This is a genomic window from Sinorhizobium sojae CCBAU 05684 (assembly GCF_002288525.1).
Taxonomy (GTDB): Bacteria; Pseudomonadota; Alphaproteobacteria; order Rhizobiales; family Rhizobiaceae; genus Sinorhizobium; species Sinorhizobium sojae.
On record NZ_CP023067.1, the window covers coordinates 2,313,789 to 2,338,945 of the forward strand.

At 62.3% G+C, this 25,157-nt stretch carries 26 protein-coding genes; 13 read left to right on the forward strand and 13 right to left on the reverse strand.

All coding sequences use genetic code 11. The features are described 5' to 3' along the window. Positions 1–91: 91 nt before the first annotated feature. Positions 92–274: a hypothetical protein gene (locus tag SJ05684_RS11360; RefSeq protein ID WP_034851440.1), complete on the forward strand. Its 183-nt coding sequence runs from the start codon at positions 92–94 to the stop codon at positions 272–274. A gap of 135 nt (positions 275–409) precedes the next feature. Here SJ05684_RS11360 and proC read toward each other — a convergent pair whose 3' ends face one another. The 3 genes from proC to SJ05684_RS11380 form a co-directional block, all read right to left on the reverse strand. Beyond that, positions 410–1,234, reverse strand: coding sequence for a pyrroline-5-carboxylate reductase (gene proC / locus SJ05684_RS11365; protein WP_034851441.1), 825 nt, complete (start codon positions 1,232–1,234; stop codon positions 410–412). Between the two features lies 1 nt (position 1,235). Beyond that, entirely contained in the window at positions 1,236–1,736 is a 501-nt protein-coding gene (locus SJ05684_RS11370) for a type III secretion system chaperone family protein (RefSeq protein ID WP_034851443.1), read from the reverse strand. A 631-nt stretch (positions 1,737–2,367) separates the two neighbouring features. After that, on the reverse strand, positions 2,368–2,628 hold the full coding sequence (locus SJ05684_RS11380; protein WP_034851445.1) for an accessory factor UbiK family protein: 261 nt from the start codon (positions 2,626–2,628) through the stop codon (positions 2,368–2,370). A gap of 179 nt (positions 2,629–2,807) precedes the next feature. Between SJ05684_RS11380 and lgt the strand changes: the two genes are divergently transcribed. The 6 genes from lgt to SJ05684_RS11410 all read left to right on the forward strand — a co-directional run bounded on the left by lgt (position 2,808) and on the right by SJ05684_RS11410 (position 9,060). Continuing rightward, positions 2,808–3,653: a prolipoprotein diacylglyceryl transferase gene (lgt, locus tag SJ05684_RS11385; RefSeq protein WP_034851512.1), complete on the forward strand. Its 846-nt coding sequence runs from the start codon at positions 2,808–2,810 to the stop codon at positions 3,651–3,653. Positions 3,654–3,665: 12 nt separating this feature from the next. Next, positions 3,666–4,769, forward strand: coding sequence for a class I SAM-dependent methyltransferase (locus SJ05684_RS11390; RefSeq protein WP_034851448.1), 1,104 nt, complete (start codon positions 3,666–3,668; stop codon positions 4,767–4,769). A gap of 159 nt (positions 4,770–4,928) precedes the next feature. After that, positions 4,929–5,723 (forward strand): peptidoglycan editing factor PgeF, encoded by a 795-nt coding sequence (gene pgeF, locus SJ05684_RS11395; RefSeq protein WP_034851450.1) that lies wholly within the window; start codon positions 4,929–4,931, stop codon positions 5,721–5,723. 1 nt (position 5,724) lies between these two features. Further along, entirely contained in the window at positions 5,725–6,876 is a 1,152-nt protein-coding gene (locus SJ05684_RS11400; RefSeq protein WP_034851452.1) for a M24 family metallopeptidase, read from the forward strand. Positions 6,877–6,979: 103 nt separating this feature from the next. Beyond that, complete coding sequence (locus SJ05684_RS11405) at positions 6,980–7,822, forward strand: hypothetical protein (protein WP_034851514.1); 843 nt, start codon at positions 6,980–6,982, stop codon at positions 7,820–7,822. Between the two features lie 305 nt (positions 7,823–8,127). Beyond that, the gene (locus tag SJ05684_RS11410; RefSeq protein WP_034851454.1) at positions 8,128–9,060 is read left to right on the forward strand and encodes a ribose-phosphate pyrophosphokinase; all 933 of its coding nucleotides are present in this window, start codon (positions 8,128–8,130) and stop codon (positions 9,058–9,060) included. A 230-nt stretch (positions 9,061–9,290) separates the two neighbouring features. Here the strand turns inward: SJ05684_RS11410 and SJ05684_RS11415 are convergent, their stop codons facing one another. From SJ05684_RS11415 to SJ05684_RS11460, 9 genes are all read right to left on the reverse strand, one after another. Continuing rightward, positions 9,291–10,469, reverse strand: a complete 1,179-nt coding sequence (locus SJ05684_RS11415; protein ID WP_034851455.1) for a PQQ-dependent sugar dehydrogenase — start codon at positions 10,467–10,469, stop codon at positions 9,291–9,293. Positions 10,470–10,939: 470 nt separating this feature from the next. Beyond that, a complete protein-coding gene (locus SJ05684_RS29620; protein WP_157211943.1) occupies positions 10,940–11,083 on the reverse strand; it encodes a hypothetical protein in 144 nt (47 codons plus the stop codon). Between the two features lie 277 nt (positions 11,084–11,360). Then, positions 11,361–11,714, reverse strand: coding sequence for an SHOCT domain-containing protein (locus SJ05684_RS11420; RefSeq protein WP_050979916.1), 354 nt, complete (start codon positions 11,712–11,714; stop codon positions 11,361–11,363). Between the two features lie 48 nt (positions 11,715–11,762). Further along, a complete protein-coding gene (locus SJ05684_RS11425) occupies positions 11,763–12,149 on the reverse strand; it encodes a DUF302 domain-containing protein (protein ID WP_034851459.1) in 387 nt (128 codons plus the stop codon). Between the two features lie 156 nt (positions 12,150–12,305). Then, positions 12,306–12,710, reverse strand: a complete 405-nt coding sequence (locus SJ05684_RS11430; protein WP_157211944.1) for a tetratricopeptide repeat protein — start codon at positions 12,708–12,710, stop codon at positions 12,306–12,308. Positions 12,711–13,076: 366 nt separating this feature from the next. After that, entirely contained in the window at positions 13,077–13,370 is a 294-nt protein-coding gene (locus SJ05684_RS30010; RefSeq protein ID WP_050979917.1) for an RNA polymerase sigma factor, read from the reverse strand. Between the two features lie 88 nt (positions 13,371–13,458). Further along, positions 13,459–13,854, reverse strand: coding sequence for a DUF779 domain-containing protein (locus SJ05684_RS11450; RefSeq protein ID WP_034851520.1), 396 nt, complete (start codon positions 13,852–13,854; stop codon positions 13,459–13,461). Between the two features lie 194 nt (positions 13,855–14,048). Continuing rightward, positions 14,049–15,557, reverse strand: a complete 1,509-nt coding sequence (gene adh, locus SJ05684_RS11455) for an aldehyde dehydrogenase (RefSeq protein ID WP_034851468.1) — start codon at positions 15,555–15,557, stop codon at positions 14,049–14,051. A 160-nt stretch (positions 15,558–15,717) separates the two neighbouring features. Continuing rightward, positions 15,718–16,674, reverse strand: a complete 957-nt coding sequence (locus SJ05684_RS11460) for a helix-turn-helix domain-containing protein (RefSeq protein ID WP_034851471.1) — start codon at positions 16,672–16,674, stop codon at positions 15,718–15,720. A gap of 224 nt (positions 16,675–16,898) precedes the next feature. Between SJ05684_RS11460 and SJ05684_RS11465 the strand changes: the two genes are divergently transcribed. From SJ05684_RS11465 to pth, 5 genes are all read left to right on the forward strand, one after another. Beyond that, positions 16,899–18,080 (forward strand): benzoate/H(+) symporter BenE family transporter, encoded by a 1,182-nt coding sequence (locus SJ05684_RS11465; RefSeq protein ID WP_034851522.1) that lies wholly within the window; start codon positions 16,899–16,901, stop codon positions 18,078–18,080. 169 nt (positions 18,081–18,249) lie between these two features. Next, on the forward strand, positions 18,250–18,858 hold the full coding sequence (locus SJ05684_RS11470; RefSeq protein ID WP_034851473.1) for a 50S ribosomal protein L25/general stress protein Ctc: 609 nt from the start codon (positions 18,250–18,252) through the stop codon (positions 18,856–18,858). A 295-nt stretch (positions 18,859–19,153) separates the two neighbouring features. Continuing rightward, a complete protein-coding gene (locus SJ05684_RS11475) occupies positions 19,154–21,520 on the forward strand; it encodes a bifunctional diguanylate cyclase/phosphodiesterase (RefSeq protein WP_034851475.1) in 2,367 nt (788 codons plus the stop codon). Positions 21,521–21,617: 97 nt separating this feature from the next. Then, a complete protein-coding gene (locus tag SJ05684_RS11480) occupies positions 21,618–22,352 on the forward strand; it encodes a substrate-binding periplasmic protein (RefSeq protein ID WP_034851477.1) in 735 nt (244 codons plus the stop codon). A 216-nt stretch (positions 22,353–22,568) separates the two neighbouring features. Next, positions 22,569–23,288 carry an aminoacyl-tRNA hydrolase gene (gene pth / locus SJ05684_RS11485; protein WP_034851479.1) on the forward strand — a complete coding sequence of 240 codons (720 nt, stop codon included), beginning with the start codon at positions 22,569–22,571 and terminating at the stop codon, positions 23,286–23,288. A gap of 180 nt (positions 23,289–23,468) precedes the next feature. Here the strand turns inward: pth and clpS are convergent, their stop codons facing one another. After that, entirely contained in the window at positions 23,469–23,780 is a 312-nt protein-coding gene (gene clpS, locus SJ05684_RS11490; RefSeq protein ID WP_034851481.1) for an ATP-dependent Clp protease adapter ClpS, read from the reverse strand. 270 nt (positions 23,781–24,050) lie between these two features. Here clpS and ychF point away from each other — a divergent pair, with 270 nt between their 5' ends. Next, positions 24,051–25,154, forward strand: a complete 1,104-nt coding sequence (ychF, locus tag SJ05684_RS11495; protein WP_034851483.1) for a redox-regulated ATPase YchF — start codon at positions 24,051–24,053, stop codon at positions 25,152–25,154. Positions 25,155–25,157 lie beyond the last annotated feature (3 nt).

The window sequence follows — 25,157 nt, forward strand, 5'->3', positions numbered from 1 at the left end:
AAACTTCACAGATGAAGGGAAACTAGCATGGATTATCGCGCAGGGCGACAGGCCCTATCGTCTTTCGATAGAGACATTGACGGTGAAACCGATGGACGAGCAATTCAAGAGCTTCGACGCCCACAATCTCCACGCGCTGGCGCGCCGCCAGCGCAGCGCTGCAGTCGCAACGGCCTGGCTTCAGACGGTGGGCTGGCTGATGCGGCGTATGCTGAAAGGAGAGCGGAGCCTTGCCCGTGAACGTAAGGCAGCCGCGGCGTGCCACGGCTGCTGAACCCAACGGGCACGACCCTTCAGCGCCACGCGTCCTTTAGTAAGCGCAAAAGACGCTGCATCTCTTCGAACTGTGGATCGTGCTTTCCGAATTTCGGGTCCGACTTTCGGGCCGATGCCTTGGTCCGCACGGTACCTATTCGGAGGCAGCCAATTCCTGGGCGCGCTTGCGCGCGGCGGCAATAGCCTTGTCGAAAAGCGGCTGCATGCCGTCATCCGCCATCAGTACGGCGAGAGCGGCAGCGGTCGTACCGCCGGGTGAGGTCACGTTCTGGCGCAGACGCGCGGCGTCGTCGGGGGACTGGTAGAGGAGTTCGCCAGCCCCCGCGACGGTTTCCCGAGCGAGCCGCATGGCAAGGTCCGCCTCGAGGCCGAGCTTGCGCCCGGCCTCCGCCATGCACTCGACGAGATAGAAGACATAGGCCGGGCCGCTGCCCGAAACGGCGGTCACCGCATCGATGTCCGTCTCGCTCGCAACCCATTCGACCGGACCGCTGACCTTCAACAGATCCTGGACGAGCATCCGTTTCGCTTCCGTCACCCGAGCACTGGGGAAAGCGCCGGTTACGCCGCGGCCGATCAGAGCCGGTGTGTTCGGCATCGCCCGCACGATCGCCGCTTCGCCGAGGTGACGCTCGATGAAGGCGAGTGTCTTGCCGGCGGCGACGGAAATGATCACCGTCTCAGGGCCGACGAGGCTCCTGAGCGGCGGCAGGGCCGCGTCCATGACCTGCGGCTTGACGGCCAGGAAGATCACGCTCGCCTTGACGCCCTCGGGCACCGAGGTCGCGTGGCCGACACCGTTGTCTGCGATAAGCTTCGCCATGGCGGGAGGCGGGCCCGGATCGATGACGAGCACGTCGCCGCCGCGCACGCCGCTTTTCAGCCAGCCGCCGAGCATCGCACCGCCCATATTGCCGGCGCCGATGAGGACGATCGGACCTGAAAGGGCTTCCTGCATCTCACGCCTCTCCGACGGTTTCGAACATAACCGCGTCGATGGCGCGCTGGGCGTCCATTCCGGACCAGACGACGAACTGGAAAGCCTGGTAATAGGATTCGCAGGCATCGAGCGCACTCGATAGCAGCACTTCAACCTGCTGATTCGTCGGCTCCGCACCACCGGCAAGCAACAGAGATTGCCGGAAGATGATGACCTCTTCTTGGCGCCAGAAATCAAAGTGGCCCATCAGCACCTGACCATTGATCTGCGAGAGCAGCCGGATGACCTCGTTGACCCGGTTTTCGGGAACCTTGATGTCGAAAGCGCAGGCCAGGTGCAGCGCCTCGAACTCCTCCATCCAGGAAAAGGAAACGTGATAGTCCGTCCACCGGCCTTCGACCGTCATCGCGATCTCGTCCTCGCCGGATCGCTCGAAAGACCAGTCATTATTGGCGGCAACGAATTCGATCATATCGACCGGATTTGATTGGCGCTCGACTTCCAGTTCCAAAAGGCTCATGCATCACCCTAGAGGTGCGGCATAGGCGCGCAAGATTACGTTCACAAGACGCAACGCTTGGAAACCCATACCGGATACTGACACACTATGATTGCTGGACCTGCGACTATCCTGGCTTACTTACCCTGCCCGGAGCTTGCGTGGCCCGTTTCGAATCATCATTTAAAATCAGTGTATAGCGGCGGAGTCAGGCTGCCAGCCCCTTAGCCGAAAAATTGCAGGAAAGATCGCTCGTCCCGTTGTGATTTCGTTTCAGCGCCGAAGCTTAACCGACTCTGCGATAAGGCTTTTTTGGGAGTGTCCACAGGTGGAAAACTTTTCAGAATTCATTAACCCTGATGTCCGGCGGCGACCTGACACCCTGACGTTGTACGAAAACGCTTACGGCGCCGCACGTTTTTTCAGACGCGCAATGGTCGCTGTAACTCTTTGAATCTACGCATCGAGCCTTGCGAAAATCGGGTACGATTTTCGGGCCGATGCGCTAGACTGATCCGGAATCGGAGCCGCGCTCATCCGCGCGAACGCGCGCCCGATGGATCAAATCGAGCACTCCGGCCATCGACAAATGACACGCGAAACCCGGATGCGAAGCGGCCCGGCGGGGTCGCCTCGTCAATTCACTTGCCGGTTACTTTCCCGTCTCCGCAAGGCGCGCTTCCAGCGCCGCGATGCGGGCGAGCAGCGCATCGTTCTCGTCACGCGCCTTGGCGGCCATTTCCTTGACCGCTTCGAACTCCTCGCGCTTGACCACGTCGAGCGAGTTCAGCCAGCCTTCGGCCTGGGCGCGGAACGCAGCTTCCATTTCGCGGCGCACGCCCTGGGCGGCGCCGGCGGCATCCGTCATCAGCTTGGCAAAATCGTCGAGAATGCGGTTGGCGCCTGTGCTCATCGTCCTGATCTCCCTTTCGGTTCCGTGCGCGGATTCCTTGGATTCCAGGTAGGGTCGTCGGGGAAAGGATGCAAGGAAAATAAACGGCTGGCAGCAGTCTGAGATCTCGCTCGCGGCTTGACCCCGTGAAGTTCGATCGCCATGTTCCGCCAAAACATTCGGTCGGCAGAGAGAACACCTTGGAAACCATCGCCACTCGCCTCGCCATCCTTCCCTTCCCCGAGATCGACCCTGTCATCTTCACGATCGGGCCGCTCGCCGTGCGCTGGTATGGCCTCGCCTATGTGGCGGGCATTCTGCTCGGCTGGTTCTATGCCCGGCGCATCCTCCAGAAGCCGACGTTGTGGCGCAACGGCACGCCCGCCCTCACCTTGGCGCAGCTCGACGATTTCCTCCTCTGGGCGGCCGGCGGCATCGTGCTGGGAGGGCGACTCGGCTATATCTTGTTCTACGACTTCGAAGCCGTACTCGAGAACCCGATCCGGGCGCTCGAGATCTGGAACGGCGGTATGTCCTTCCATGGCGGTCTGCTCGGCACCACTCTGGCGATGATCGTCTTTGCGCGCAGACACGCGATTGCCGCGTGGAGCCTGTTCGATCTCGTGGCCACCGTGGTCCCGATCGGCCTCTTCTTCGGCCGTATAGCCAATTTCATCAATGGCGAGCTCTGGGGGCGCCTATCCTCGATGCCCTGGGCGGTCGTCTTCCCGACGGGGGGACCCTTCGCGCGCCACCCGAGCCAGCTATACGAAGCCGCGCTCGAGGGCATTCTGCTTCTGGCGGTGCTCGCCTATTTCGTCTATCGCCGGAAAGCGCTGAAAAGCCCGGGGCTCGTAACCGGCATCTTCACCTTCGGCTATGCGGCAAGCCGGATCTTCGTCGAATTCTTCCGCGAGCCCGACCCGCAGCTCGGCTATCTATTCGGCGGCTGGTTGACCATGGGCATGCTTCTTTCCGCGCCCTTGGCGCTCGCCGGAATATGGGCAATCCTGCGCGCGCGCCGGGCGGCTGTCGCGGCCAGTTGATCGGACCGAGCCATGACCAATCCTCTCGCGGACAAGATCAAGTCTTTGATCAAGGCCAACGGCCCGATCAGCGTCACCGATTATTTCTCCCTCTGCCTCGCCGATCCCGAGCACGGCTACTACCGTGTGCGCGAGCCCTTCGGCGCCGCCGGTGACTTCACCACCGCGCCGGAAGTGAGCCAGCTCTTCGGCGAGATGATCGGCATTTTCCTGGTCCATGCCTGGCAGCAGCATGGTTGCCCAAAGCCCGCAATGATCGCCGAAATCGGCCCGGGCCGCGGCACGATGATGGCGGATATCCTGCGCGTCGTCCGCCGCCTCGCTCCGGACCTTTACGAGACGGCGGGCGTCCACCTCGTCGAAACGAGCCAGCGTTTGCGGGAGGTGCAGGCGACCACACTCTCCGCCCATGACAGCAAGATCCGTTGGCATCAGAGTTTCGATAACCTGCCGCCGGGCTTCCTGCTCCTTTCGGCCAACGAGCTTTTCGACGCCATCCCGATCCGCCAATTCGTGCGCACCGCGCAAGGGTTCCGCGAGCGCATGGTCGGACTAGACGGCGAAGACGGACTCGCCTTCGCCGCAGGCATTGCCGGCATCGATCCGTCACTCTTGCCGACGCCGGCGCAGTCGGTGGCCGAAGGCACGATCTTCGAGATCGCCCCGGCGCGCGATGCGGTGATGGCCGCCCTTTGCGAGCGTCTGCGCACGGGAGGCGGCACGGCGGTCATCATCGACTACGGGCATCTGGCTACAGGCTATGGCGACACGCTGCAGGCCGTGCGCAAGCACCGCTATGACCCGCCGCTCGCCCATCCCGGCCAGGCGGATCTCACCAGCCATGTCGACTTCGAACAGTTGGCGGACCGCGCCAGGGCGGAAGGCGTGCAGATCAACGGACTTGCCCACCAGGGCGACTTCCTTGTCGGCCTCGGCCTTCTGGAGCGCGCCGCAGCCCTCGGGCGAGACAAGGACGAGGCCACGCGCGAAGGCATTCGCGACGACGTCGAGCGCCTTGCCGGCGCAGGCGCCGGCAAGATGGGCGAGTTGTTCAAAGTCCTGGTCGTCAGCAGCCCGGAAGTGAGCTTGGCGCCCTTCAAGAAGAAGGCGGCCTAAGCAGGTTCCGGAAAAGTGCCACACCCGCCGCCGCCCGCTGGCGATTGACAGTCTTGGCAGGCCGGGCCAACATCCAGGCAAATCAGCCGCAAATCACCGGGCCTCATCGCGCCCTACATTTCAACTTACACTATTGATTTCAAAGGGCGAAAACACCGAATGCAGGACGACGCCTCGCTTTCCCCAATGCAAAGCCCGCTGCTTGACGCCGCGGCGGGCCCGGGGATCGCGCATGGCTTTTTTACCCGCCAGGGCGGCGTCTCCGAAGGCATCTATCGCGGCCTCAATGTGGGCCTCGGCTCCAATGATGACCAGGCGCGCGTCGGCGAGAATCGCGCCCGCGTGGCGCGCTGGTTCGATGCCGAGCCGCGGCGGCTTGCCACCGTTCATCAGATCCACTCCCCCGATGTGATCGTCGTAGACGAGAGCTTCGACGGCACCCGGCCCGATGCCGACGCGCTGGTGACGGCGACGCCCGGCATCGTGCTCGGCGTTCTTTCGGCGGATTGCGGCCCCGTGCTTTTTACCGACCCAGAAGCGCGCGTCATCGGCGCGGCACATGCCGGCTGGAAAGGAACGCTTGGCGGCGTGCTTGAAAGCACGATTGCGGCGATGGTCTCGCTCGGTGCGCGCCGGGAGCGCATCGTCGCCTGCCTCGGTCCGTCGATCAGCCGCCAGCACTATGAGGTCGGCCCCGAATTCGTCGAGCGTTTTCTTGCGACCGACGCGCGCCACGCGCCGTTCTTCAGCCCGTCGGGCCGCAACGGACACGCCATGTTCGACCTGCCGGGGCTCACGATAGAGAAGCTGACGGAGGCGGGGGTGACGGCGGAAGACCTCAATATCTGCACCTATGCCGACGAGGACCGCTTCTTCTCCTATCGCCGCACGACGCACCGGCAGGAGCCGGACTACGGACGCCAGATATCCGCGATTTGTCTACGGGAGGTTTGATATGGCGCTTCACTTCGCCGAGGAGGAATATGCCAGCCGCCTGGCCCGGCTTACGGCCCGGATGCAGGAAGAAAAGCTCGACGCCTTGCTCCTTTTCGCGCAAGAGAGCATGTACTGGCTGACGGGCTACGACACCTTCGGCTATTGCTTTTTCCAGACGCTGGTCGTGAAGCGCGATGGGGAGATGGTGTTGCTCACCCGCTCGGCGGATCTGCGGCAGGCGCGCCACACGTCGAATATCGAGCGGATCGAGATCTGGGTCGACCGCGTCAATGCCGATCCCGCCGTGGACCTGAAGAACCTGCTGAGCGAACTCGACCTGCTCGGCTCCCGCATCGGCGTCGAATATGACACCCACGGCATGACCGGCAAGACGGCGCGGCTCGTCGACAACCAGCTCTCCACCTTCGGCGAACTCGTCGACGCGTCGCTGCTCGTCAGCCGACTGCGCCTGATTAAGAGCCCGGCCGAGATCGCCTATGTGGAGAAGGCGGCGAGCCTCGCCGACGACGCGCTCGACGCGGCGCTGCCGTTGATCCGGCCCGGCGGCAGGGAGGCCGACATCCTTGCCGCCATGCAGGGTGCGGTTTTTGCCGGCGGCGGCGATTACCCGGCCAATGAATTCATCATCGGTTCCGGCGCCGATGCTCTGCTCTGCCGCTACAAGGCAGGCCGCCGCACGCTCGACGCCAATGATCAGCTGACGCTCGAATGGGCCGGCGTCAGCGCCCATTACCACGCGGCGATGATGCGCACGGTCGTGATCGGCGAGCCGACCAATCGCCACCGCGAACTCTACAGCGCCTGCCGCGAAACGATCCAGGCGATCGAAATGGTACTCCGGCCGGGCAACACCTTCGGGACCGTCTTCGACGTTCACTCGAGGATCATGGACGAGCGCGGTCTCGCCAGGCACCGCCTGAACGCCTGCGGTTACTCACTTGGCGCGCGCTTCTCGCCGTCCTGGATGGAGCACCAGATGTTCCACGCCGGCAATCCCCAGGAGATCGAGCCCGACATGTCGCTCTTCGTGCACATGATCATCATGGATTCCGACAGCGGAACGGCCATGACGCTCGGCCAGACCTATCTGACGACAGCAAGCGAGCCACGCGCGCTTTCGCGCTTCGGCCTGGACTTCATTTCTGCGTAAGAAATTGGCCCTATGATCCTCGGCGAGAAATGAAACGAAGCGTAGGCAGCGCGGTCTTCCGGCTGCGTCCTGCGCGAGAATTCAAGCCGGGACGCTAGGAATGATGCGAAAGCAGATGATGCCGATCGCAAGCCTTGGTCTTGCCGCGGCCCTTGCGGGCTGCAACACGACGGATGCCCTTATTCCGCAGGTGGATGTCGGCGAAGGAAACTTCCGCTCGCCGCCGGTGACGCAGTCCGACCTCGATACCATGTCGGCGCAAACGGCGGTGATGCCGGTGGAAAGCGTGCCGCCGAGCCGTACTGCGGCCTTCTCCGCGCAGCCGCATGTCTCAGGCCCGCCGACGCAATACGCGACCGATTATGCCGATTACACGGATCCCGCGGGCACGCTCGGGGGACAGGCAGACCGACTTGCAAAAGGCGCAGCTCCGATCCAGACCACGCAGCCGTCGATACGGCATGCGCAGGGCGAGCCTAAGCCGCAGGAGCCTGCTCGCCCGGCTCCCACGGAAACGGCAGCGGCTGCGACGGCAGAGACCCAGCACGCCGCCGCCTCGCCTGGAGCCGCTGCTTCCGGCTCCGGCGGCATCCGTTTCCTGCCGATCATCGGTGCGCCGGTTCAGGCAGTGACGCCGCTCTCCAGGCAGCTCGGAGCCACGGCCCGTGCGGAGGGGCTTGCTATCAAGAGCTCCAGCGACACAACGAGCGACCACATCCTCAAGGGCTATTTCTCGGCACTCAACGATGGCGGCAAGACCACCGTCGTCTATGTCTGGGACATTCTCGACGGCAGCGGCAACCGCCTGCATCGCATCCAGGGACAGGACACGGTCGCGGCAAGCGCAGCCGAACCCTGGAGTGCAGTGCCGCCCGAGACGATGCAGGCCATCGCCGACAAGACGATCGGCGCCTATCTCGAATGGCGTCGCTCCAGAGCGGGTTAAGGAAGAGTTGCGCGGCTTCCCGCTCTAAATCGCTAAATTGATCATGTTCTATGATTTCGGGCCGACCGGCCCATAATCACGGTGATCCTGGCGGGCAGATTTCAAAGATTTTAGGATAACGGCCCCTGCGGCGTAGCAATCCCCCTTGCATTCGACCTCAAGGACGCTAAAAAGCGGCCGATCAGTCTGACAGCGGCCGTCCGCAGCGATTGCCCGCGATCGGAATGGCTCTCGGAATCTGCGCGGAACAAGCCGTCCCGGACTGGCCCCGGATGGCGACCGCGCCAGCGCAAGGCGGACCGTCAATGAAGGTTTTCGCAGGCAATTCGAACCGGCTGCTGGCCGAAGCGATCTGCAACTATCTCAACCTGCCACTCGGCAAAGCCACGGTCCGGCGTTTCGCCGACCAGGAGATCTTCGTCGAAATCGGCGAAAACGTGCGCGGCGAGGATGTTTTCATCATCCAGTCCACATCGTTCCCGACCAACGATCACCTGATGGAACTGCTCATCATGATCGACGCGGTTCGCCGCTCCTCCGCCCGCCGTATTACCGCCGTACTTCCCTATTTCGGCTACGCCCGGCAGGATCGCAAGCCCGGGCCGCGCACCCCGATTTCCGCCAAGCTCGTCGCCAACCTGATCACCGAAGCCGGCGCCGACCGCGTCCTTACCCTCGATCTCCACGCCGGCCAGATCCAGGGCTTCTTCGATATCCCGACCGACAATCTCTATGCGGTCCCGATCCTCGCGCGCGACGTCAAGGAAAACTACAATCTCAACAATGTCATGGTCGTCTCGCCGGACGTCGGCGGCGTCGTGCGTGCCCGCGCCCTTGCCAAACGGCTCGACTGTCTGCTCGCGATCGTCGACAAGCGTCGCGATCGACCCGGTGAATCGGAAGTCATGAACGTCATCGGCGACGTCGGCGGCAAGGATTGCATCTTGATCGACGACATCGTCGATTCCGGCGGCACGCTGTGCAACGCCGCCGAAGCGCTCTTGAAGAACGGCGCCACCAGCGTCACCGCCTACATCACCCACGGCGTCCTCTCCGGCGGCGCCGTCGCGCGCGTCACCTCCTCCATGCTGAAGGAACTGGTGATCACCGATTCCATCCAGCCGACGACGGCGGTGCAATCGGCCCACAATGTCCGCGTCATCTCCACCGCCGCCCTGATCGGGGAAGCGATCAGCCGCACCAGCCAGGAAGAGTCGGTGTCGAGCCTGTTCGACTGAGGCCGCATCTTGAAATTTTGAGCCGATCGCCTCAGACAGACTTGCGTCCTTGGGGATACGCAATGCTGCCGTATGGCTTGACGCTGCGCTCTACATGCTGCCTACGCACCTGAGCCTATTGCGGGAATGGGTCGGCGTAAAAATAAATTCTTGTGACTTTAGTACCGCTGCAGGCGCGAAATGTCCTGGCGGAGAGCAGGTTGCCGAGCACGGATCGAATTGGACTCGGTTCAGTTTGCACCGGCCCTATAGGTGATTCTAAAAATCACCCCGTTGGTGTCTTCGGACACCAGCAATGAACCGTCCGGCGCTATCGCCAGCCCGGCGAGGCGGCCGAACTCCATCTTGCGGTCATCGCTCAAGAAGCCGGTCAAGAAATCTTCGGTTCCGGTTGGCTCGCCTTTGTCGAAGTTGACGCGCACCACTTTATAGCCGGCTGGATCCGCCCGGTTTGCCGAGCCGCGCAGCGTGACAAAGGCATCGTTGCGGTATTCCTCCGGAAACTGCTCCGCATCGTAGAAGCGGATGTTGATCACGGAGGCATGGGCGTCGAACGTCAGTGCCGGCCCGACGGTCTTGGTGCTGCAGAACTCGTCCTTGGGCGCGCCCTCCGGCATGGTGAAGCTCACCCAGTCGGGCTGCCGATCGCCATAGCAGAAGGGCCAGCCGTAATGCACGCCCTCTTCAATCTTGTTCAACTCCTCGCCGGGCAGGTCATCGCCAAGATGGTCGACACCATGGTCGAGGCCCCACATCACACCCGTTTCTGGATGCCAATCGAAGCCTCGCATGTTCCGCAAGCCCTTCGCGAACACCGTCCGCCTCTTGCTGTTGAGGTCCAGGCGGAGGTTGGCAGCCTTCTCATCGCTGCTTTCGAAGCAGGCGTCGCAGGAACTGCCAATGTTGATGTGCAGCGCTCCGTCCGGGGCGAAGGCGAGCGTTCGCCGCCCGTGCTGGCCGCCGTCGGGCAGGTCGTCGACCACCGTTTCTATTTTGCCGATCGTGCCATCTGCATTCAGGTCGGCCGCCATCACCGCATGGACGGTGGCCAGGTAGATGCGACCATCTCGGATGGCGACGCCGTGGACGCCGTCGAGATCGGATGCCACCACGCGCGGCTTTGAATCGCCGTCCTTAAGGGCGATCACGTCCTTTTCCTCAGGTCGCGTCACGTAAACGGTGCCGTCTTCCGCCACCGCCATCATGCGGGCATTGCCGAGGTCACGGGCAAAAACGCTGACCTGGAAGCCATCGGGCACCTTGAGCCGCTTCAGGATATCCTCGCTGAAGGGCTGATGTTTCGGCCTGAAGACATTTGCTTGCACGCTGTGGAGAACGCCTTCCTGTTGCGCCCATGCCGTCGCGGAGAACAGGAAGATGCTCGTCAGCAATGCGGCGCGCGTAATCATATCTACCCTCCTGCTCAGCGGGCTCGTCTTTTTTCTCAGGCCGGCCGTGGCTCATAAAAGCGGCACCAGCCATTGGGGCTGATTTCACGCGCAACGATTTCGCATGCATTCGGTTCCAGGAAGTGAGCGCACCCGCCGCACCGCCGACCCCTATTTGGCCTATCCCGATAGCGCGCCACAGATTTCGGCGTACTTCCAGCGCCGCGTGCGACGGGCTGGCGCGTCATGCATGAAGCAAGCGCACCTGCGCCGGCAACCGCAGCTCCGGCCATCGTCACTTTCAAGAGTTTCCGCCGGGATACCGCTTGGCTTGAGCGTCCTTCCGCCGGGGTCTTACCCATCTGACTGCGATCCTTTTTCATGGTCTTGCCTCCCCGTTAAATTCGAGACGTGCCAACGCCGTCGAACAGCGGTCAGATCGACATCAGGTATTCGATCAGGTCGCTCGTCTCCTCATCGGTGAGATCGAGTTAGAGGTGACGATCGTAATGCCTGATGACGTCCTCGAGCGTCGCGAACCGGCCGTCATGGTAGAACCCTCCCTTGTGGATCTTTTCCATGTTCCACAGCGCCCGCAACGGCGCGGTGCGATAGCGCTCGTCCGGAGATCGCATCGCCTGGAAATCATCAATTCCGATCTCGGCTGCGTCGAACTGCCCCGTGAAGAGGCTTTGCCGCTCATTTGAGCGGCGGCTGGGATCAAAGTTGAAGAGAGAAGAGGCGTGATAAATATCGCATTAAACAGGCGCAGGGGCATGCCACGTCCCTCGCCGCGGCATCAGCGCATGCACCCACGCCAGCCAGACGGCAGTCAGTCAGGAGGAATCACGAAGGATTCTTCGTCGTGGCCGACGAGGAGATGTCCCCATACAGCCAGAAACGCGGCACAACTCATTCGCCGAGGACGCGGCGTCGTTCCTCGAACTCGTTCTTGTCGATCTCCCCGCGTGCGAAGCGCTCCTTGAGAATATCGAGCGGCGTACGGCCTTGCGGCGTGAGCGTTGGCGGCGGAGCCGGCCATGATCCGACGCCCCAGCGGACGAGGAGCACTACCGCCGCGATCACGACCGCAAGCAGCAGGACCATGAACAGCGGACCGAAAATCATTCCGTACCATCCCATCATGTGGGGACCATAAGCATACCTGTCGGCGTCTGCCGGTGTCTGCGCCAGCATCCCGCTGGGCACGAGCGTTAGAGCTGCACTCGCTGCGACGAAAGGCGTGATGTGATTTCTGATGCTCATTTTTGTTTGTTCCTTGCGGGTCGAGCGAGCCTGACCGAGATGTGATGCTTAAAGGGCGGCAATGACCGCCTTGAGCTTCGTCTGCACGGTGCGGGCGATATCCAGCAGGTTGGGGTTTCCGACGGTCTGCATCGACGCAACTGGATCCACAGCAGAGACCTCAATCCTGCCATCGTCGAGTTCCTGCACGATGACGTTGCATGGCAGCATCGTGCCGATCTTGTCTTCCGCTTGAAGCGCCTGGTGTGCCAAGGAGGGATTGCACGCACCTAGAATGCGGTAATTCCTAAATTCGAGATCCAGCTTCTTCTTCAACGTCGCCTTAACATCAATATCGGTCAGGATTCCGAAGCCCTCCTTCTTCAGGGCATCGCCAACGCGCTTTACCGCTGCGTCAAAGCTCTGGTCCACGATCTTGCTGAAGTGATAGCTCATGCTGGCAATTCTCCTGTACGCGAGGACAAAGCGGTGCGGCACCACTTACAGCAAAGCAGATTACCAGCTGGGAGGTGGCAGTGCATTGAGCCAAGTCAAACTTAGCTCCAAAGCCGCGCTTCAGAACGCTCAATGATGCGCCTCCATTGTCGCAGCTTAGACCTGCCACGAGAGCGCGAGCACGTCGTGACGTCGTGCGATAGTTTCGGGCCTGCGCAGTGTTTGGACCGCGCATTCGTAGTCGCGGAACGCATATTGGGCTTGGCCCAACATCCAGTGGTACCGACCTTGCGGGTGCGGGTTGAGCCGGAGTGCCTTCCACACCTGCTCTATGGCTTCGGCAGGCCGGCCTTTTTCCGTCGTCAGTTCAGCCTGCATCGCCCATGCGTCAGCGTGGTTGGGGTCCAGTTTGTGGGCGGCATCGAATTCGGCATCCGATTCCATCAAGCGACCCTCATGCCCCAATATGACGCCCAATACCCATCGTTTCCCGGCATCGTTGGGATCGAGTTCGACAGCCTGCTGTGCTTCGGCAAGCGCTCTTGCGCGGTTGGGATTCACCGGTTCGTGCCAGAACTCCCAGCCCAGCCAGAGGTTGAGTGCCAGCCAACGGTGCGCCTCGGCATATTCCAGGGTGGGAGGGATATACAGCGACTCGGCAACCTATGAAGAGCAGGCCCTATCATACATCTGGCGAATGGACCGGTCCTAAATCGCGGCTCCGCTTGACCAGGAAGCGACGGACAGTCGGATCAGATTCAGTTTCGATCGAGCGCCCATAGGCCTCTTTGGCTGCCGCCAGATGGCCGCACCGGCTCAACAATTCTGCCTTCGCGGCCAAAATGGGCTGATATTGGAATAGGCGCTGATCGTCGCTGATGCGCTCGAGAGCGGCCAAACCCTTTTCGGCGCTCTGTCCAGCGGCGATCACGATGGCGCGACAAGCCGCTGCCCCATTGTCGTTGGCGGCACCAGGAAAGCGGCAGCGATGGTTGCGGCATCGAAGCCAAGGATGGTCTGGAGAATGAAGGGGCTGCGCATAGGCCGGTCGATGGCCGGATGAGCGCAGGTGAACATCAGTCTCAAGCGTTCGTCGGGGATGCCGCTCCCGTCTTCAATGTCGTGAAGTTCCTCCGTGAGCAGCTGGAGATGAGCCACGGATTGCGCGCGTGTCTCCGCCCGGCGCGCAGCGTCGATCAGCCGCCGCCGGGCGGCCGTCATAAGCCACCCCTCGGGCTTGGCGGGAATGCCCCTAATCGGCCAACAGTCGAGAGCGGCGGCAAAGGCTTCAGACTCCACCCGCTGCAGACTACCCCCCGCGGCGAGGCAATCCACATGGCGGCACTGCGCATGCCTCGCCGCCGCCAAAGAGCCGCGAACGGGTGAGGAATCGTTTCTCGCGGCCATTGTCGAGCGAGAACATGCCGCCCCTGCCCGGCACCACGTCGATTATGAGCTGGGTGTGCTTCCACACCTGGTATTGGCTGGCGCTGATATAGATCGGAACGCCATCGATCTCGCCGAGCTTCACGTCATTGTCGCCGACGATGTAGTCGTCGGCCGGGTAGCACATGGGCGAGGAGCCGTCGCAGCAGCCTCCCGACTGATGGAAGAGTATCTCCGGGTGATCGCGGCGGATTTCGCGGATCAAGTCGATGGCCGCCTCGGTCGCAAGCACGCACGGCTGGTGATCTGTTTCCGTCAACTTTATCCCCCCTGGTGCCTCGGCCCGAAATTCGGACCCGGAAAGCCCGATGCGCAGATTCAAAAATTCACAGCGATCTTGCGCGCCTGATAAGACGCGCGGCGCCGTAGACGCCCGACAGGCCCCCGATTGGTACCGGGAGCCCGCCGGGAGGATCATCGGCGATCGCCACGCCGGGATCGCATGATCGAGGATCAGAAAAAGCCGAGCGCCTTCGGGCTGTAGCTCACCAGCATGTTCTTCGTCTGCTGGTAATGCTCCAGCATCATCTTGTGCGTCTCGCGGCCGATGCCCGATTGCTTGTAACCGCCGAATGCCGCGTGGGCCGGATAGGCATGATAGCAATTGGTCCAGACGCGGCCGGCTTGGATGTCGCGGCCGAAGCGGTAGCAACGGTTGGCGTCTCGGCTCCAGACGCCGGCACCCAAGCCGTAGAGCGTGTCGTTGGCGATCGCCAGCGCCTCCTCCTCGGTCTTGAAGGTCGTCACCGATACGACCGGCCCGAAGATTTCCTCCTGGAAGATACGCATCTTGTTGTGGCCGCTGAACACGGTCGGCTGGACGTAGTAGCCTCCCGCAAGCTCGCCCTCGAGCTCGTTGCGCGCTCCGCCCGTCAGCACTTCGGCCCCTTCCTGCTTGCCGATATCGATATAGGCGAGGATCTTTTCGAGCTGTTCGCTCGAGGCCTGCGCGCCGATCATCGTCGCGGGATCGAGCGGATTGCCCTGGCGGATCGCCTCGACCCGCTTGACCGCCCGCTCCATGAAGCGGTCGTAGATGCTTTCCTGAACCAGCGCACGGCTCGGGCAGGTGCAGACCTCGCCCTGGTTGAGCGCAAACATGGCGAAGCCCTCGAGCGCCTTGTCGAAATAATCGTCTTCCTCGTTGAGCACGTCGGCAAAGAAGATGTTCGGCGACTTGCCGCCAAGCTCCAGCGTCACCGGGATGAGGTTCTGGCTGGCATATTGCATGATCAACCGGCCGGTGGTCGTCTCGCCGGTGAAGGCGATCTTGGCGATGCGAGGGCTGGTGGCGAGCGGCTTTCCGGCTTCGAGACCGAAGCCGTTGACGATGTTGAGCACGCCCGGCGGCAGGAGGTCGGCGATGAGTTCGGCAAGCACGAGAATGGAGGCCGGCGTCTGCTCGGCGGGTTTCAGCACGACACAGTTGCCGGCGGCAAGCGCCGGCGCCACCTTCCAGGCGGCCATCAGGATCGGGAAGTTCCAGGGAATGATCTGGCCGACAACGCCGAGCGGCTCGTGGAAATGATAGGCGATCGTGTCGTGATCGATCTCGCCGATCGAGCCTTCCTGCGCGCGAATGCAGGCGGCAAAATAGCGGAAATGGTCGATCGCCAGCGGAATGTCCGCCGCCATCGTCTCGCGGATCGGCTTGCCGTTGTCGAAGCTCTCGGCCCGCGCCAGGAGCTCCAGATTGTCCTCCATGCGCGCCGCGATCTTCATCAGGATGTTGGAGCGTTCGGTGGTCGAGGTCCGGCCCCACTTCTCCTTGGTGGCGTGGGCCGCATCGAGCGCCAGTTCGATATCGGCCGCATCCGAACGGGCGACTTGGCAAATCGTGCCGCCGGTGATCGGCGTCGTGTTTTCGAAATAGCGCCCGGAGACCGGCTCGCGCCACTCGCCCCCGATGAAGTTTCCGTATTTCGCCTTGAACGGGCTCTCGACGATCTTCTGATGCAGCATGACTTCCTCCCTTGGAAACGAACAGCACTCCGATTGCTGTGAGAGGAAGGGTGAAGCCGAAAGGGAAGGTGCGATAGGCCGCCGCGACTGCCCGCAAGGCCGTGTGTCTCAGAAGTGAGACAGCTAGAAGCTAAAACCCGTGCTGCAGCGCAGCAAATGCTCAGTTCAGCGAAAGTCGTTTCATCTTACGGTAAAGCGTGGCGCGGCTGATGCCGAGGAGATCGGCGGCCATCGAGACGTTGCCGTTGGTGCGCGACAGGACCCGGCGAAGGGCGGCGCGTTCGGCATCCGGCAGTTCACCACCGCCGCGCGGCGCCTCCTCATCCAGGAGGTCGGAAGCAGGGACGCCGGCGGCGATGCGCCTGTCGTCGAGCCCCAGCCATTGCCGCGCCGCCCGCGTTGCGCCGAGCACCAGATCGTGGCGGTCGACCGCAAGCAGTGCGGGACCGGCGCGATCGACCGGTACGAGCACGATGCGTGCACCGGCGAAGGCGCGTCGGAAGAGGTTCGCTTCGATGCGCGCGGCGGCGTCACGCACGGCCTGGGAAAGAATTGAAAGCGTCGCCTCGGAGGCGTCGTCACGGCAAGTGGAAATATCGATCGCTGCGGCCAGACGCCCCGCCTCGTCACGGATCGGCGCCGTCGCGCAACTGAGCCCGATATTGCTGCTCAAGAAATGCTGATCGCGATGAATGATGACGGAGCGTTCGTCCACGATCGCCGTACCGATGCCGTTCGTGCCCACGCTCGCCTCGCTCCACACCGTGCCGGACCAAAGGCCGACCCCGCGAAAATCGGCGTCGTCCCCGACCGCACCACGCCGCTCGAGCGCGACCCCGTTTCTGTCCGTAAGCAGCAGGCAGCACCCCGCCTTGCCGATGAACGTGAATAATCGATCGAGCTCACCGGCCGCTTCCGCGATCAGAACGCCGGCGCGTTCGCGCGCCTCGAGAAACTCGCTCTCCGACAGGCGCCACGGCTGCCGTACCTCCTCGGGTGCCAGCCCGTGAAGGGTCATACAGCGCCGCCAGGAGGCGGCAACCGGCGAGCTCGCGGCAGCCGATGGCTGGTGCGCGATCCGGTAGACATGTTCCGAATGATCCGTGGCTGCAGGCATTCGCTCCCTCCCTGAAAGCGGCCGCGACTTGGCAGATTGCCCCGACCTCCCCTGCTCGGCGCTGCTGCATTTGCCGGCACTATAGCCGGCGATCGCCGGCAAGGTCCAGCCGAACGAAAGTCGCGCAGCGAAGGACGACGGCAGCCGGTATCGCCGCACCGGCCGATATGCTACTCGGTCAGCACGATTTTTCGCGACTCGCCCGCAGGATCCGGTTCTCCGCCATGCTTCGTGATTTTTCCGCGCAAAGCCTCTTCATGGGCATGCTGACCGCCTTTGTCGGATTCGCCAGCTCCTTCGCCGTTGTGCTGCACGGCCTCACCGGCGTCGGCGCAAGCGAGGTCCAGGCGGCTTCCGGCCTCATGGCGCTTTCGATTTCAATGGGCGCCTGCGCGATCGTCATCAGCCTCGCCACACGGCTTCCCGTCAGCATCGCCTGGTCGACACCCGGCGCGGCCCTGCTGGCAAGCTCGGGAGCCGTCGAAGGCGGTTTCAGTGCCGCCGTCGGCGCCTTCCTTCTCTGCGGCCTGCTCATCGTCCTGGCCGGTCTCTGGAAGCCGCTCGCCCGGCTGGTGTCCTCCATCCCGGCTGCGCTCGCCAACGCGATGCTTGCCGGCGTGCTGATCGGCCTCTGCTTCGCACCGGTGAAGGCGATCGCCTTCAACCCACTCTTCGGACTGCCGATCGTCCTTGCCTGGGCGGTCGTCGGAAGCGTCAACAGGCTCTATGCCGTGCCGGCGGCGCTGCTTGCCTTCGTTCTCGTCATCGCCTTCGGCATCGATGTGCCGGAGGGCACACTCGCCGAACTCTCGTCGGCCCTGATTCCGAGATTGGAGCTCGTCCCGCCCGTCTTCAACGCTGCGGCCGTGGTCAGCATCGCGCTGCCGCTTTTCATCGTGACGATGGCATCGCAAAACATTCCCGGCATTGCCGTGCTCAAGGTCAACGACTTCCACCCGAACCCCGGACCCCTCTTTGCAACGACCGGGCTCTTTTCGCTGTTGAGCGCGCCCTTCGGCGGTCATGCAGTCAATCTGGCGGCAATCACCGCGGCCATGTGCGCCGGGGCCGATTCGCATCCCGATCGCGACCGGCGCTACTGGTCGGCGGTCAATGCCGGGATCACCTATATCATCTTCGGCCTGTTCGCCGGTATCGTCACCACCTTTGTCGGCCTCGCGCCGCCGGTGCTGATCGAGGCCGTTGCCGGACTTGCACTGATCGGCGCCTTTTCGAGTTCCGCCATGGCCGCCTTTGCGCAAGCCGATACCCGCGAGGCCGCCGCCATCACCTTCCTGGTTACGGCATCCGGCGTTAGTTTCGCCGGCGTCTCCGGTGCCTTCTGGGGCCTGATTGCCGGCGGCGTTATGCTGGCGCTTGCCCGTTTCGCCCGGCGGAATGCATAAGAACCGTGCCCGCCTTGCATTTCAGCCCGTTCTCCGCTATGCACCGCGCGTCCGCGCAGACACCCTTGGAGGCAACGCGGATGGCGCCGCCATGCGGCTCCAGGTTTTTCCGCCCCGGGCTTTGGCCCTTTGACGGATGAACTCTCCAAATAACCAGAAAGGTCTATCCATGAGCCAGAGTTACGAGCTCAAGGCCGAGACGCGCGAACGGGTTGGTAAGGGGTCCTCCCGCGAACTTCGCCGCAACGGTCTTATCCCGGCTGTCATCTACGGTGACAAGCAGCCCCCGCTTTCGATCGCGCTGTCCACCAAGGACGTGACGATGAAGATCCACGCCGGCGGTTTCATGACCACCGTTGCGACGATCGACGTCAATGGCGAGAAGATCCGCGTCCTGCCGAAGGACTACCAGCTGGATCCGGTCCGCGACTTCACCATGCACGTCGACTTCCTGCGCGTCTCGAAGGGCAGCCAGGTGTCCGTCCAGGTCCCGGTTCACTTCGAAAATGAAGAGAAGTCCCCGGGCCTCAAAAGGGGCGGTGCTCTCAACATCGTTCGCCACGAAGTCGAACTTAACGTTTCCGCTGAGGCCATCCCGGAATTCCTGACCGTCGATCTCACCGGCCTCAACATCGGCGACACCGTCCACATCTCGAACGTCAAGCTCCCGGCTGGCGCGACTCCGGTCATCACCGATCGCGACTTCACGATCGCGACGATCACCGGCCGTGTACAGGAAGCCGAAGAGACGGAAGTCGAAGGCGAAGCAGAGGCTTGATTTCAGGCTTCTGAACTAAAGCGCGTCGCGATCGGACGTACTCGTGCGACGCGCTTCAGGCCCTTGTTTTATGCATGTCGCTGCCCAAAACGCTGCACCCCTTCGACATGCAATACTTCCAGACCCGCCCCATTCCTCATGGGGCGGGTTTTTCTGTCCTCAAGGGCTGCACGTCGCCTGAAAGGTCAGCAACATTTAAGGATTTGATGGTGTGCTGCACGCGGGGGAGCATAGCGTGGCAGTCCAAGAGAATCCGAATGCAGAGAGTAAGAGTATTCACCGGCGGGAACATCTCATGATGCCCTCGGTGGAAAACCGGTTTATCGCAATCGTCTGCGGCGCAATGCTCCTGTTCGTTGCGCCCCTGTTGATGCTCTTCCTGACCATGTCCGGCGACCGGATCGCACGGGAGCGCCTGCACAACATCGAATTGCTGATGGAAGCCAGCAGCGAGGCACTTGGCAAGCCGATATGGGACTTCGATCAGGACGGCATCGAGCGGATTGCGCGATCGCTGATGAACGCGCGCGACATCCGCGCAGTCGTTATTCGCGACACCGCGGGCAAGGTCCTGACGCGGCTGCCCGCGGCGCACCCCGATGCGCCCACCACCCATGCTCTGAGAACTTCCATTAGCTACGAGGCCGTGAACGGCACCCAAATCGTCGGCACGCTGGAAACCCTCGTTCCCGCATCCGGCATGCTTTCGCGTTTCAGCAGGGACGAATGGGCCGTTCTCGGCATCCTGCTCGTCGCCGTAGCCATTGTCTTCACGGCAGCTTTGATCGGCAACCGTCTCACCGTGGTCCGGCCGCTGATGCGGCTGACGGCGGCGATCGAAGCGACGCGGCGCCTCGGCTCGCGTCATAGGGTCGACTGGAATTCGCACGACGAAATGGGCGCGCTCGCCGTCAATTTCAACGCGATGCAGGACCGGCTCGAGCGCGAGGAAACGGAGCTGAAGACCGCGCATGCCCGGGCGACGGAGACCTACAACCAGACACCGGCGATGCTCTTCTCGCTCGACACTGAAGGACGCTTGACGGCGGTCAGCGACTACTGGCTTCTGGCAACGGGCTATAGCCGCGATGCCGTGATCGGCCGGACTTTCACCGATTTCATCGATCCGCACTGGCGGGAGGCCTACCGCCTTCGTTTACGGCCAGGCACGCAGGAAAGCCACACCATCAGCGAGGTCACGCTGCCCTTCCGCAAGGCGGACGGCGAACTCATGACCGTTCTGATCTTGGAAGCCGAAACGAACGGCGGCGAGACTTCGCTTTCGGTAATGACCGACGTGACGGCGCTGAAGCAGGCCGAAAGCCGCAACCACTTACAGGCGATCACCGATCACTTGACCGCCCTCCTCAACCGGCAGGGCTTCGAGAGCGCGCTGGACGAGGCGATTCTGAGCGCCGATCAATGCGGCATGCAACTCGCCTGCCTCTTCATCGACCTCGATCGCTTCAAATGGATCAACGACAATTTCGGCCATGCCGCCGGCGATGCCGTACTGCGCCAGACGGTGGAGCGGATCGCCGGTGCTCTCGGCCCGGAGGACGTGCTTGCGAGGCTCGGCGGCGACGAATTCGCCATTCTGGTGCAGTCGACGGACGTTATCGCGCTTGCCGGGGAGATCGGCGAGCGGATCTGCGCTGCGCTGCGTGAACCCATGCCGATCGCGGGCAACGAGCTGTCCGTCAGCGCCAGCGTCGGCATTTCGGCCTATCCCATCCATGCCGCAAGCGCCGCCGACCTGCTGCTGAAGGCCGACATGGCAATGTATGCACGCAAGCGCGACGGCAAGAACGGGCTCAGGATGTTCGATGCCGGCATGCTCGACGCGGCACGCGAGCGCCACGAGATCGAGCAATTCATCGAGGCCGGCCTCAAGGAAGACTGGTTCGAGGCATGGCTGCAGCCCATCGTCAGCCTCCGCGACGGCCAGATCGTCGGCTTCGAGGCGCTGATGCGGCTCGACCACCCGCAAAAGGGCCTCCTGCCGCCGGGCAAGATCATAAACATTGCGGAAGAAACGGGCACCATCGGCCGCATCGGCGACCGCGTGCTGGAAAAGGCGATCCGCCACCTCGCGACGATCTCCAAGCTCGATGGAACCCAGGACACCTACCTTGCCGTCAATTTCTCGCCGCTGCAGTTCGAATTCACTTTGCCCCACAAGATGGCGGCACTCCTGCTGAAGCATCACATTTCGCCGCACCGCATCGTCGTCGAAATCACAGAAGCGGTGCTGATGCTCGACAATCCCGAAGTCCATGCGGTCCTGAAACAGCTCCAGGAATTCGGTTGCCGCATCGCGCTCGACGATTTCGGCACCGGCTATTCGTCGCTCAGCTATCTCAACCGCTTCCCGGTCGATATCGTGAAGGTCGACCAGTCTTTCACGCGATCGCTCAGCTCCAGTACCGGGGACGTCAGGCGCAAGAGCCGTATGCTTGTCAAAGGCATTCGCACCATCTCGCATCAGATGGGATGCACGGTCGTGGCCGAGGGCATCGAAGTAAAGGAGCAATGGCAACTCCTGCGCAAGCTCGGTGTGGATTATGGCCAGGGCTATCTCTTCAGCCGGCCCATGCCGATCAGCGACATGCTGACGATGCTGGAGAACGAATCGGAGGCGAAGACGAGCGCAGCGATCTAAGCTCAGGCTAAGTACGCAGTTACCGCGCGCATGGTGTCCGGAGCCTGGCGTCCGAAAGGACGCACCGCTCTGTAGGCCAGACGAAAGGAAACACGGCGTGAAGAAACTGATCCTTGCAATCCTGCTCAACCTGCCCGCCACGGCGCACGCCGAAACGATCCATTTCCTCACCGAAGAATACAGACCCTATAATTACCTGAGCGACGAGGGTCCGAGCGGTGCCTCGGTCGACCAGGTCGCCCTGATTATGAAGGCCGTCGATCTACCTTACGACATCGAGGTCCTGCCTTGGCCTCGGGCCTTTGCGCTTGCCGAACGCCAGCCTTTTCACTGCGTCTTCACCACCGGGCACGACGCCGAGCGGGACAGAAAATTCCAGTGGATCGAGCCGCTTCTGATCGACCGGATGGTCATGGTGCGCCGCGAGGATGGCGCCGCCGCGCCAAAATCGCTGGAAGAGGCGAAGCAATTCGTCGTCGGGACGCAGCGCGAGGATTTTTCCGCCAGCTACCTAAAGGAGCATGGATTTCAGCGGATCGACTATGCCGCCACGCTTGATTCCACCCTCAAGAAGCTCGTCGCCGGCCGCGTCGACCTGATGATGACCTCGGAGAAGACCTTTGAGGCCATGCAAACGGGCGGCGCGCCGGTCGAAGCGGCGCTCACGCTTGACGGGAAGCAATACGGCATTGCCTGCCACCAGGACATGCCGAAAGAGATCGTCACGCGCATGCAGGTGGAGCTCAACCGTCTGATCGCCGATGGCACACAGGACCGGATCTTCGAACGTTATGGCCTGCGCGCAAACAGCGTCCGGCAGACGGCGAAATAGGGTTGACTTGCCCGGACAGCGGTGGTTTTGCGTGGAGTGAGCGGGAATGCTGAGATTGTCCGTTAGCCGCTGGGCTAACGGTGAGCGGTTGCCCCTCTCCTCGGGTTTAACCCGAGGACTAGCCCTCTCACGCCCGCGGGGCGAAGGTGGCCGCTAAGCCGGAGGAGGGGCAGTGCATGCCCTCTGAACCGCTTGAAACACTAGGAGTTTGACCGCATGCTGATCATTGCGGGACTTGGCAATCCGGGCCCGAAATATGCGGGCAACCGTCACAACATCGGCTTCATGGCAGTCGATGCCATCCAACGGCGGCAGGGTTTTTCTTCCTGGTCGAAGAAGTTCAGGGCCGAGATCGCCGAAGGCGAGATCGCCGGCGAACGCGTGCTGTTGATGAAACCTCAGACCTTCATGAATGTCTCCGGCGAGGCCCTGGGCGAAGCCATGCGCTTCTATAAGCTCTCGCCGAAGGACATCATCGTCATCTATGACGAGCTCGATCTCCCTGCCGGCAAGGCGCGGATCAAGGTCGGTGGCGGGCATGGCGGGCATAACGGCATCAAGTCGATCGACGCGCATTGCGGCAAGGAATATCGCCGCCTGCGCCTCGGCATCGGCCATCCGGGCGTGAAGGATCTCGTGCATGCCCATGTGCTCGGCGATTTTGCCAAGGCCGATCAAGCCTGGCTTTCGCCCCTCCTCGACACAATCGCTGACAACGCCGACATGCTGGTGAGGGGCGAGGATTCGCAGCTTCTGAACAAGGTCGCGCTCGCGCTCGGCGGAAATCCGGAGGCGGAAAAGCCGGAGGTAACAAAGAAGCAGGCGGCTCGATCCCACATCCACCAGGCCCGGAATGCGGCCCAGCCGAAGAAGCTCCCGAAAACCGGCCCGATGGCCGAGATGCTGAAGAAGATGTTCGGCTCGAAGGACGATTGACGGATATCGTCTGACTTATTCCCTGTGACGAATAAAGGAATGAATGAGGGTCGCACCTTCCCCTGGCGCATCGGCCCGAAATCATACCCGATTTTCGGAAAGCGCGATGTGCAGGTTCAAGAAGATACAGCGACCTTTGCGCGTCTGAAAAGACGCGCGGCGCTGTCACCCCGCCGAATCTCACTCCTCCGGTTCGCTGGTGAACAAGAGTGGGAAGCCCGCCTCCTTGCCAAGGTCGGTCGCCTCCTTCGCCTTGGTTTCGGCGATGTCCCGGGCACAGACCACGACGACGGAAGTACCAAGCTTGTGCGCCGTCATCATCACGCGGTAGCCGGTCTCCTCGCTCATGCGGAACACCGCCTTCAGCACCATGACGACGATTTCGCGCGGCGTGTAGTCGTCATTGACAAGAATGACCTTGTAGAGCCTCGGTCGCTCGAGCTTTGGCTTCGTTCGGGTTCTGCGTCTTACGACAACGTCCTTGTCACTCATCGGAACACCCTTTGATGACATGGAAAAGGCAGCGGCGATCGCGGGTCCACTATTGCGCGCCAGGCAACGGTATTCAAGCCTCCTGCATGTCAGCTTGAACCCAGTTCTGGGTGAAGGCATGCAGCAGTTCAAAGTACCACAGCGACATTTGCGCGTCCGACAAGACGCGCGGCGCTGTAAGCGAAACCTCCGCATGCACGAAGGCTTGACCGCTCCGCTCCTTTATCCCATAGCCACGCCCAAGAAATTCGAAAACGACAGGTTTCAGCCATGGGCTTCAAATGCGGTATCGTCGGGCTGCCGAATGTCGGCAAATCGACACTCTTCAATGCGCTCACCAAGACGGCGGCGGCACAGGCGGCGAATTACCCGTTCTGCACGATCGAGCCGAACACCGGCGAAGTGGCCGTGCCCGACCCGCGCATGCGCAAGCTTGCCGCGATCGCCAAGTCGAAGGAGATCATCCCGACGCGCATCTCCTTCGTCGACATCGCCGGCCTCGTGCGCGGCGCCTCCAAGGGCGAAGGTCTCGGCAATCAGTTCCTCGCCAATATACGCGAAGTCGATGCCATCGTGCATGTGCTGCGCTGCTTCGAGGATGACGACATCACCCATGTCGAGGGCCGCATCCATCCGGTAGAGGACGCCGAGACCATCGAGACCGAACTGATGCTCGCCGATCTCGAAAGCCTCGAGCGGCGCACTGAGCAGACGCGCAAGCGGGCGACGGGCAAGGACAAGGAGTCCATGGCTCAGCTTCCAATCATGGAAGCCTCTCTGAAGCTTCTGCAGGAAGGCAAGCCGGTGCGGACCTTGTTGGAGAAGCTTGCTGCCGATGAAGTACGGATCCTGCAGAGCCTGAACCTCCTCACCTCCCATCCGGTCCTCTATGTCTGCAACGTCGCCGAAAGCGACGCCGCCACGGGCAACGAACATACCCGCGCGGTCGAGGAAATGGCCAAGGCCCAGGGAGCCGAAACGGTCGTCATCTCGGCCGCGATCGAATCCGAGGTGGCGCAATTGCCGGAGGAGGAAGCCAGGGAGTTCCTCTCCGCCCTCGGTCTCGAAGAGGCTGGCCTCGACCGGCTGATCCGTGCGGGCTACAAGCTGCTCGATCTCATCACCTATTTCACCGTCGGCCCCAAGGAAGCCCGCGCCTGGACGATTCCGCGCGGCACCAAGGCGCCGCAGGCGGCCGGTGTCATCCACTCGGATTTCGAGCGCGGCTTCATCCGCGCCAACACGATAGCCTATGACGATTTCATTGCGTTCGGCGGCGAAACCGGCGCCAAGGAGGTCGGCAAGGCGCGCGACGAAGGCAAGGAATACGTCGTCCAGGACGGCGACGTCATCCACTTCCGCTTCAACACCTGACAT

Bases quoted from the DNA above. Each gene is read 5' to 3' on its own strand.
- clpS (WP_034851481.1), bottom strand. From the start codon at position 23,780: ATGAGTGACAAGGACGTTGTCGTAAGACGCAGAACCCGAACGAAGCCA.
- SJ05684_RS11465 (WP_034851522.1), top strand. From the start codon at position 16,899: ATGCTTCGTGATTTTTCCGCGCAAAGCCTCTTCATGGGCATGCTGACC.
- SJ05684_RS11360 (WP_034851440.1), top strand. From the start codon at position 92: ATGGACGAGCAATTCAAGAGCTTCGACGCCCACAATCTCCACGCGCTG.
- SJ05684_RS11470 (WP_034851473.1), top strand. From the start codon at position 18,250: ATGAGCCAGAGTTACGAGCTCAAGGCCGAGACGCGCGAACGGGTTGGT.
- SJ05684_RS29620 (WP_157211943.1), bottom strand. From the start codon at position 11,083: ATGCGATCTCCGGACGAGCGCTATCGCACCGCGCCGTTGCGGGCGCTG.
- SJ05684_RS11410 (WP_034851454.1), top strand. From the start codon at position 8,128: ATGAAGGTTTTCGCAGGCAATTCGAACCGGCTGCTGGCCGAAGCGATC.
- SJ05684_RS11415 (WP_034851455.1), bottom strand. From the start codon at position 10,469: ATGATTACGCGCGCCGCATTGCTGACGAGCATCTTCCTGTTCTCCGCG.
- proC (WP_034851441.1), bottom strand. From the start codon at position 1,234: ATGCAGGAAGCCCTTTCAGGTCCGATCGTCCTCATCGGCGCCGGCAAT.
- pth (WP_034851479.1), top strand. From the start codon at position 22,569: ATGCTGATCATTGCGGGACTTGGCAATCCGGGCCCGAAATATGCGGGC.
- SJ05684_RS11460 (WP_034851471.1), bottom strand. From the start codon at position 16,674: ATGCCTGCAGCCACGGATCATTCGGAACATGTCTACCGGATCGCGCAC.
- SJ05684_RS11400 (WP_034851452.1), top strand. From the start codon at position 5,725: ATGGCGCTTCACTTCGCCGAGGAGGAATATGCCAGCCGCCTGGCCCGG.
- SJ05684_RS11390 (WP_034851448.1), top strand. From the start codon at position 3,666: ATGACCAATCCTCTCGCGGACAAGATCAAGTCTTTGATCAAGGCCAAC.
- SJ05684_RS11420 (WP_050979916.1), bottom strand. From the start codon at position 11,714: ATGAGCATCAGAAATCACATCACGCCTTTCGTCGCAGCGAGTGCAGCT.
- SJ05684_RS11475 (WP_034851475.1), top strand. From the start codon at position 19,154: ATGATGCCCTCGGTGGAAAACCGGTTTATCGCAATCGTCTGCGGCGCA.
- SJ05684_RS11405 (WP_034851514.1), top strand. From the start codon at position 6,980: ATGCGAAAGCAGATGATGCCGATCGCAAGCCTTGGTCTTGCCGCGGCC.
- ychF (WP_034851483.1), top strand. From the start codon at position 24,051: ATGGGCTTCAAATGCGGTATCGTCGGGCTGCCGAATGTCGGCAAATCG.
- pgeF (WP_034851450.1), top strand. From the start codon at position 4,929: ATGCAGGACGACGCCTCGCTTTCCCCAATGCAAAGCCCGCTGCTTGAC.
- SJ05684_RS11425 (WP_034851459.1), bottom strand. From the start codon at position 12,149: ATGAGCTATCACTTCAGCAAGATCGTGGACCAGAGCTTTGACGCAGCG.
- adh (WP_034851468.1), bottom strand. From the start codon at position 15,557: ATGCTGCATCAGAAGATCGTCGAGAGCCCGTTCAAGGCGAAATACGGA.
- SJ05684_RS11370 (WP_034851443.1), bottom strand. From the start codon at position 1,736: ATGAGCCTTTTGGAACTGGAAGTCGAGCGCCAATCAAATCCGGTCGAT.
- SJ05684_RS11380 (WP_034851445.1), bottom strand. From the start codon at position 2,628: ATGAGCACAGGCGCCAACCGCATTCTCGACGATTTTGCCAAGCTGATG.
- SJ05684_RS30010 (WP_050979917.1), bottom strand. From the start codon at position 13,370: ATGACGGCCGCCCGGCGGCGGCTGATCGACGCTGCGCGCCGGGCGGAG.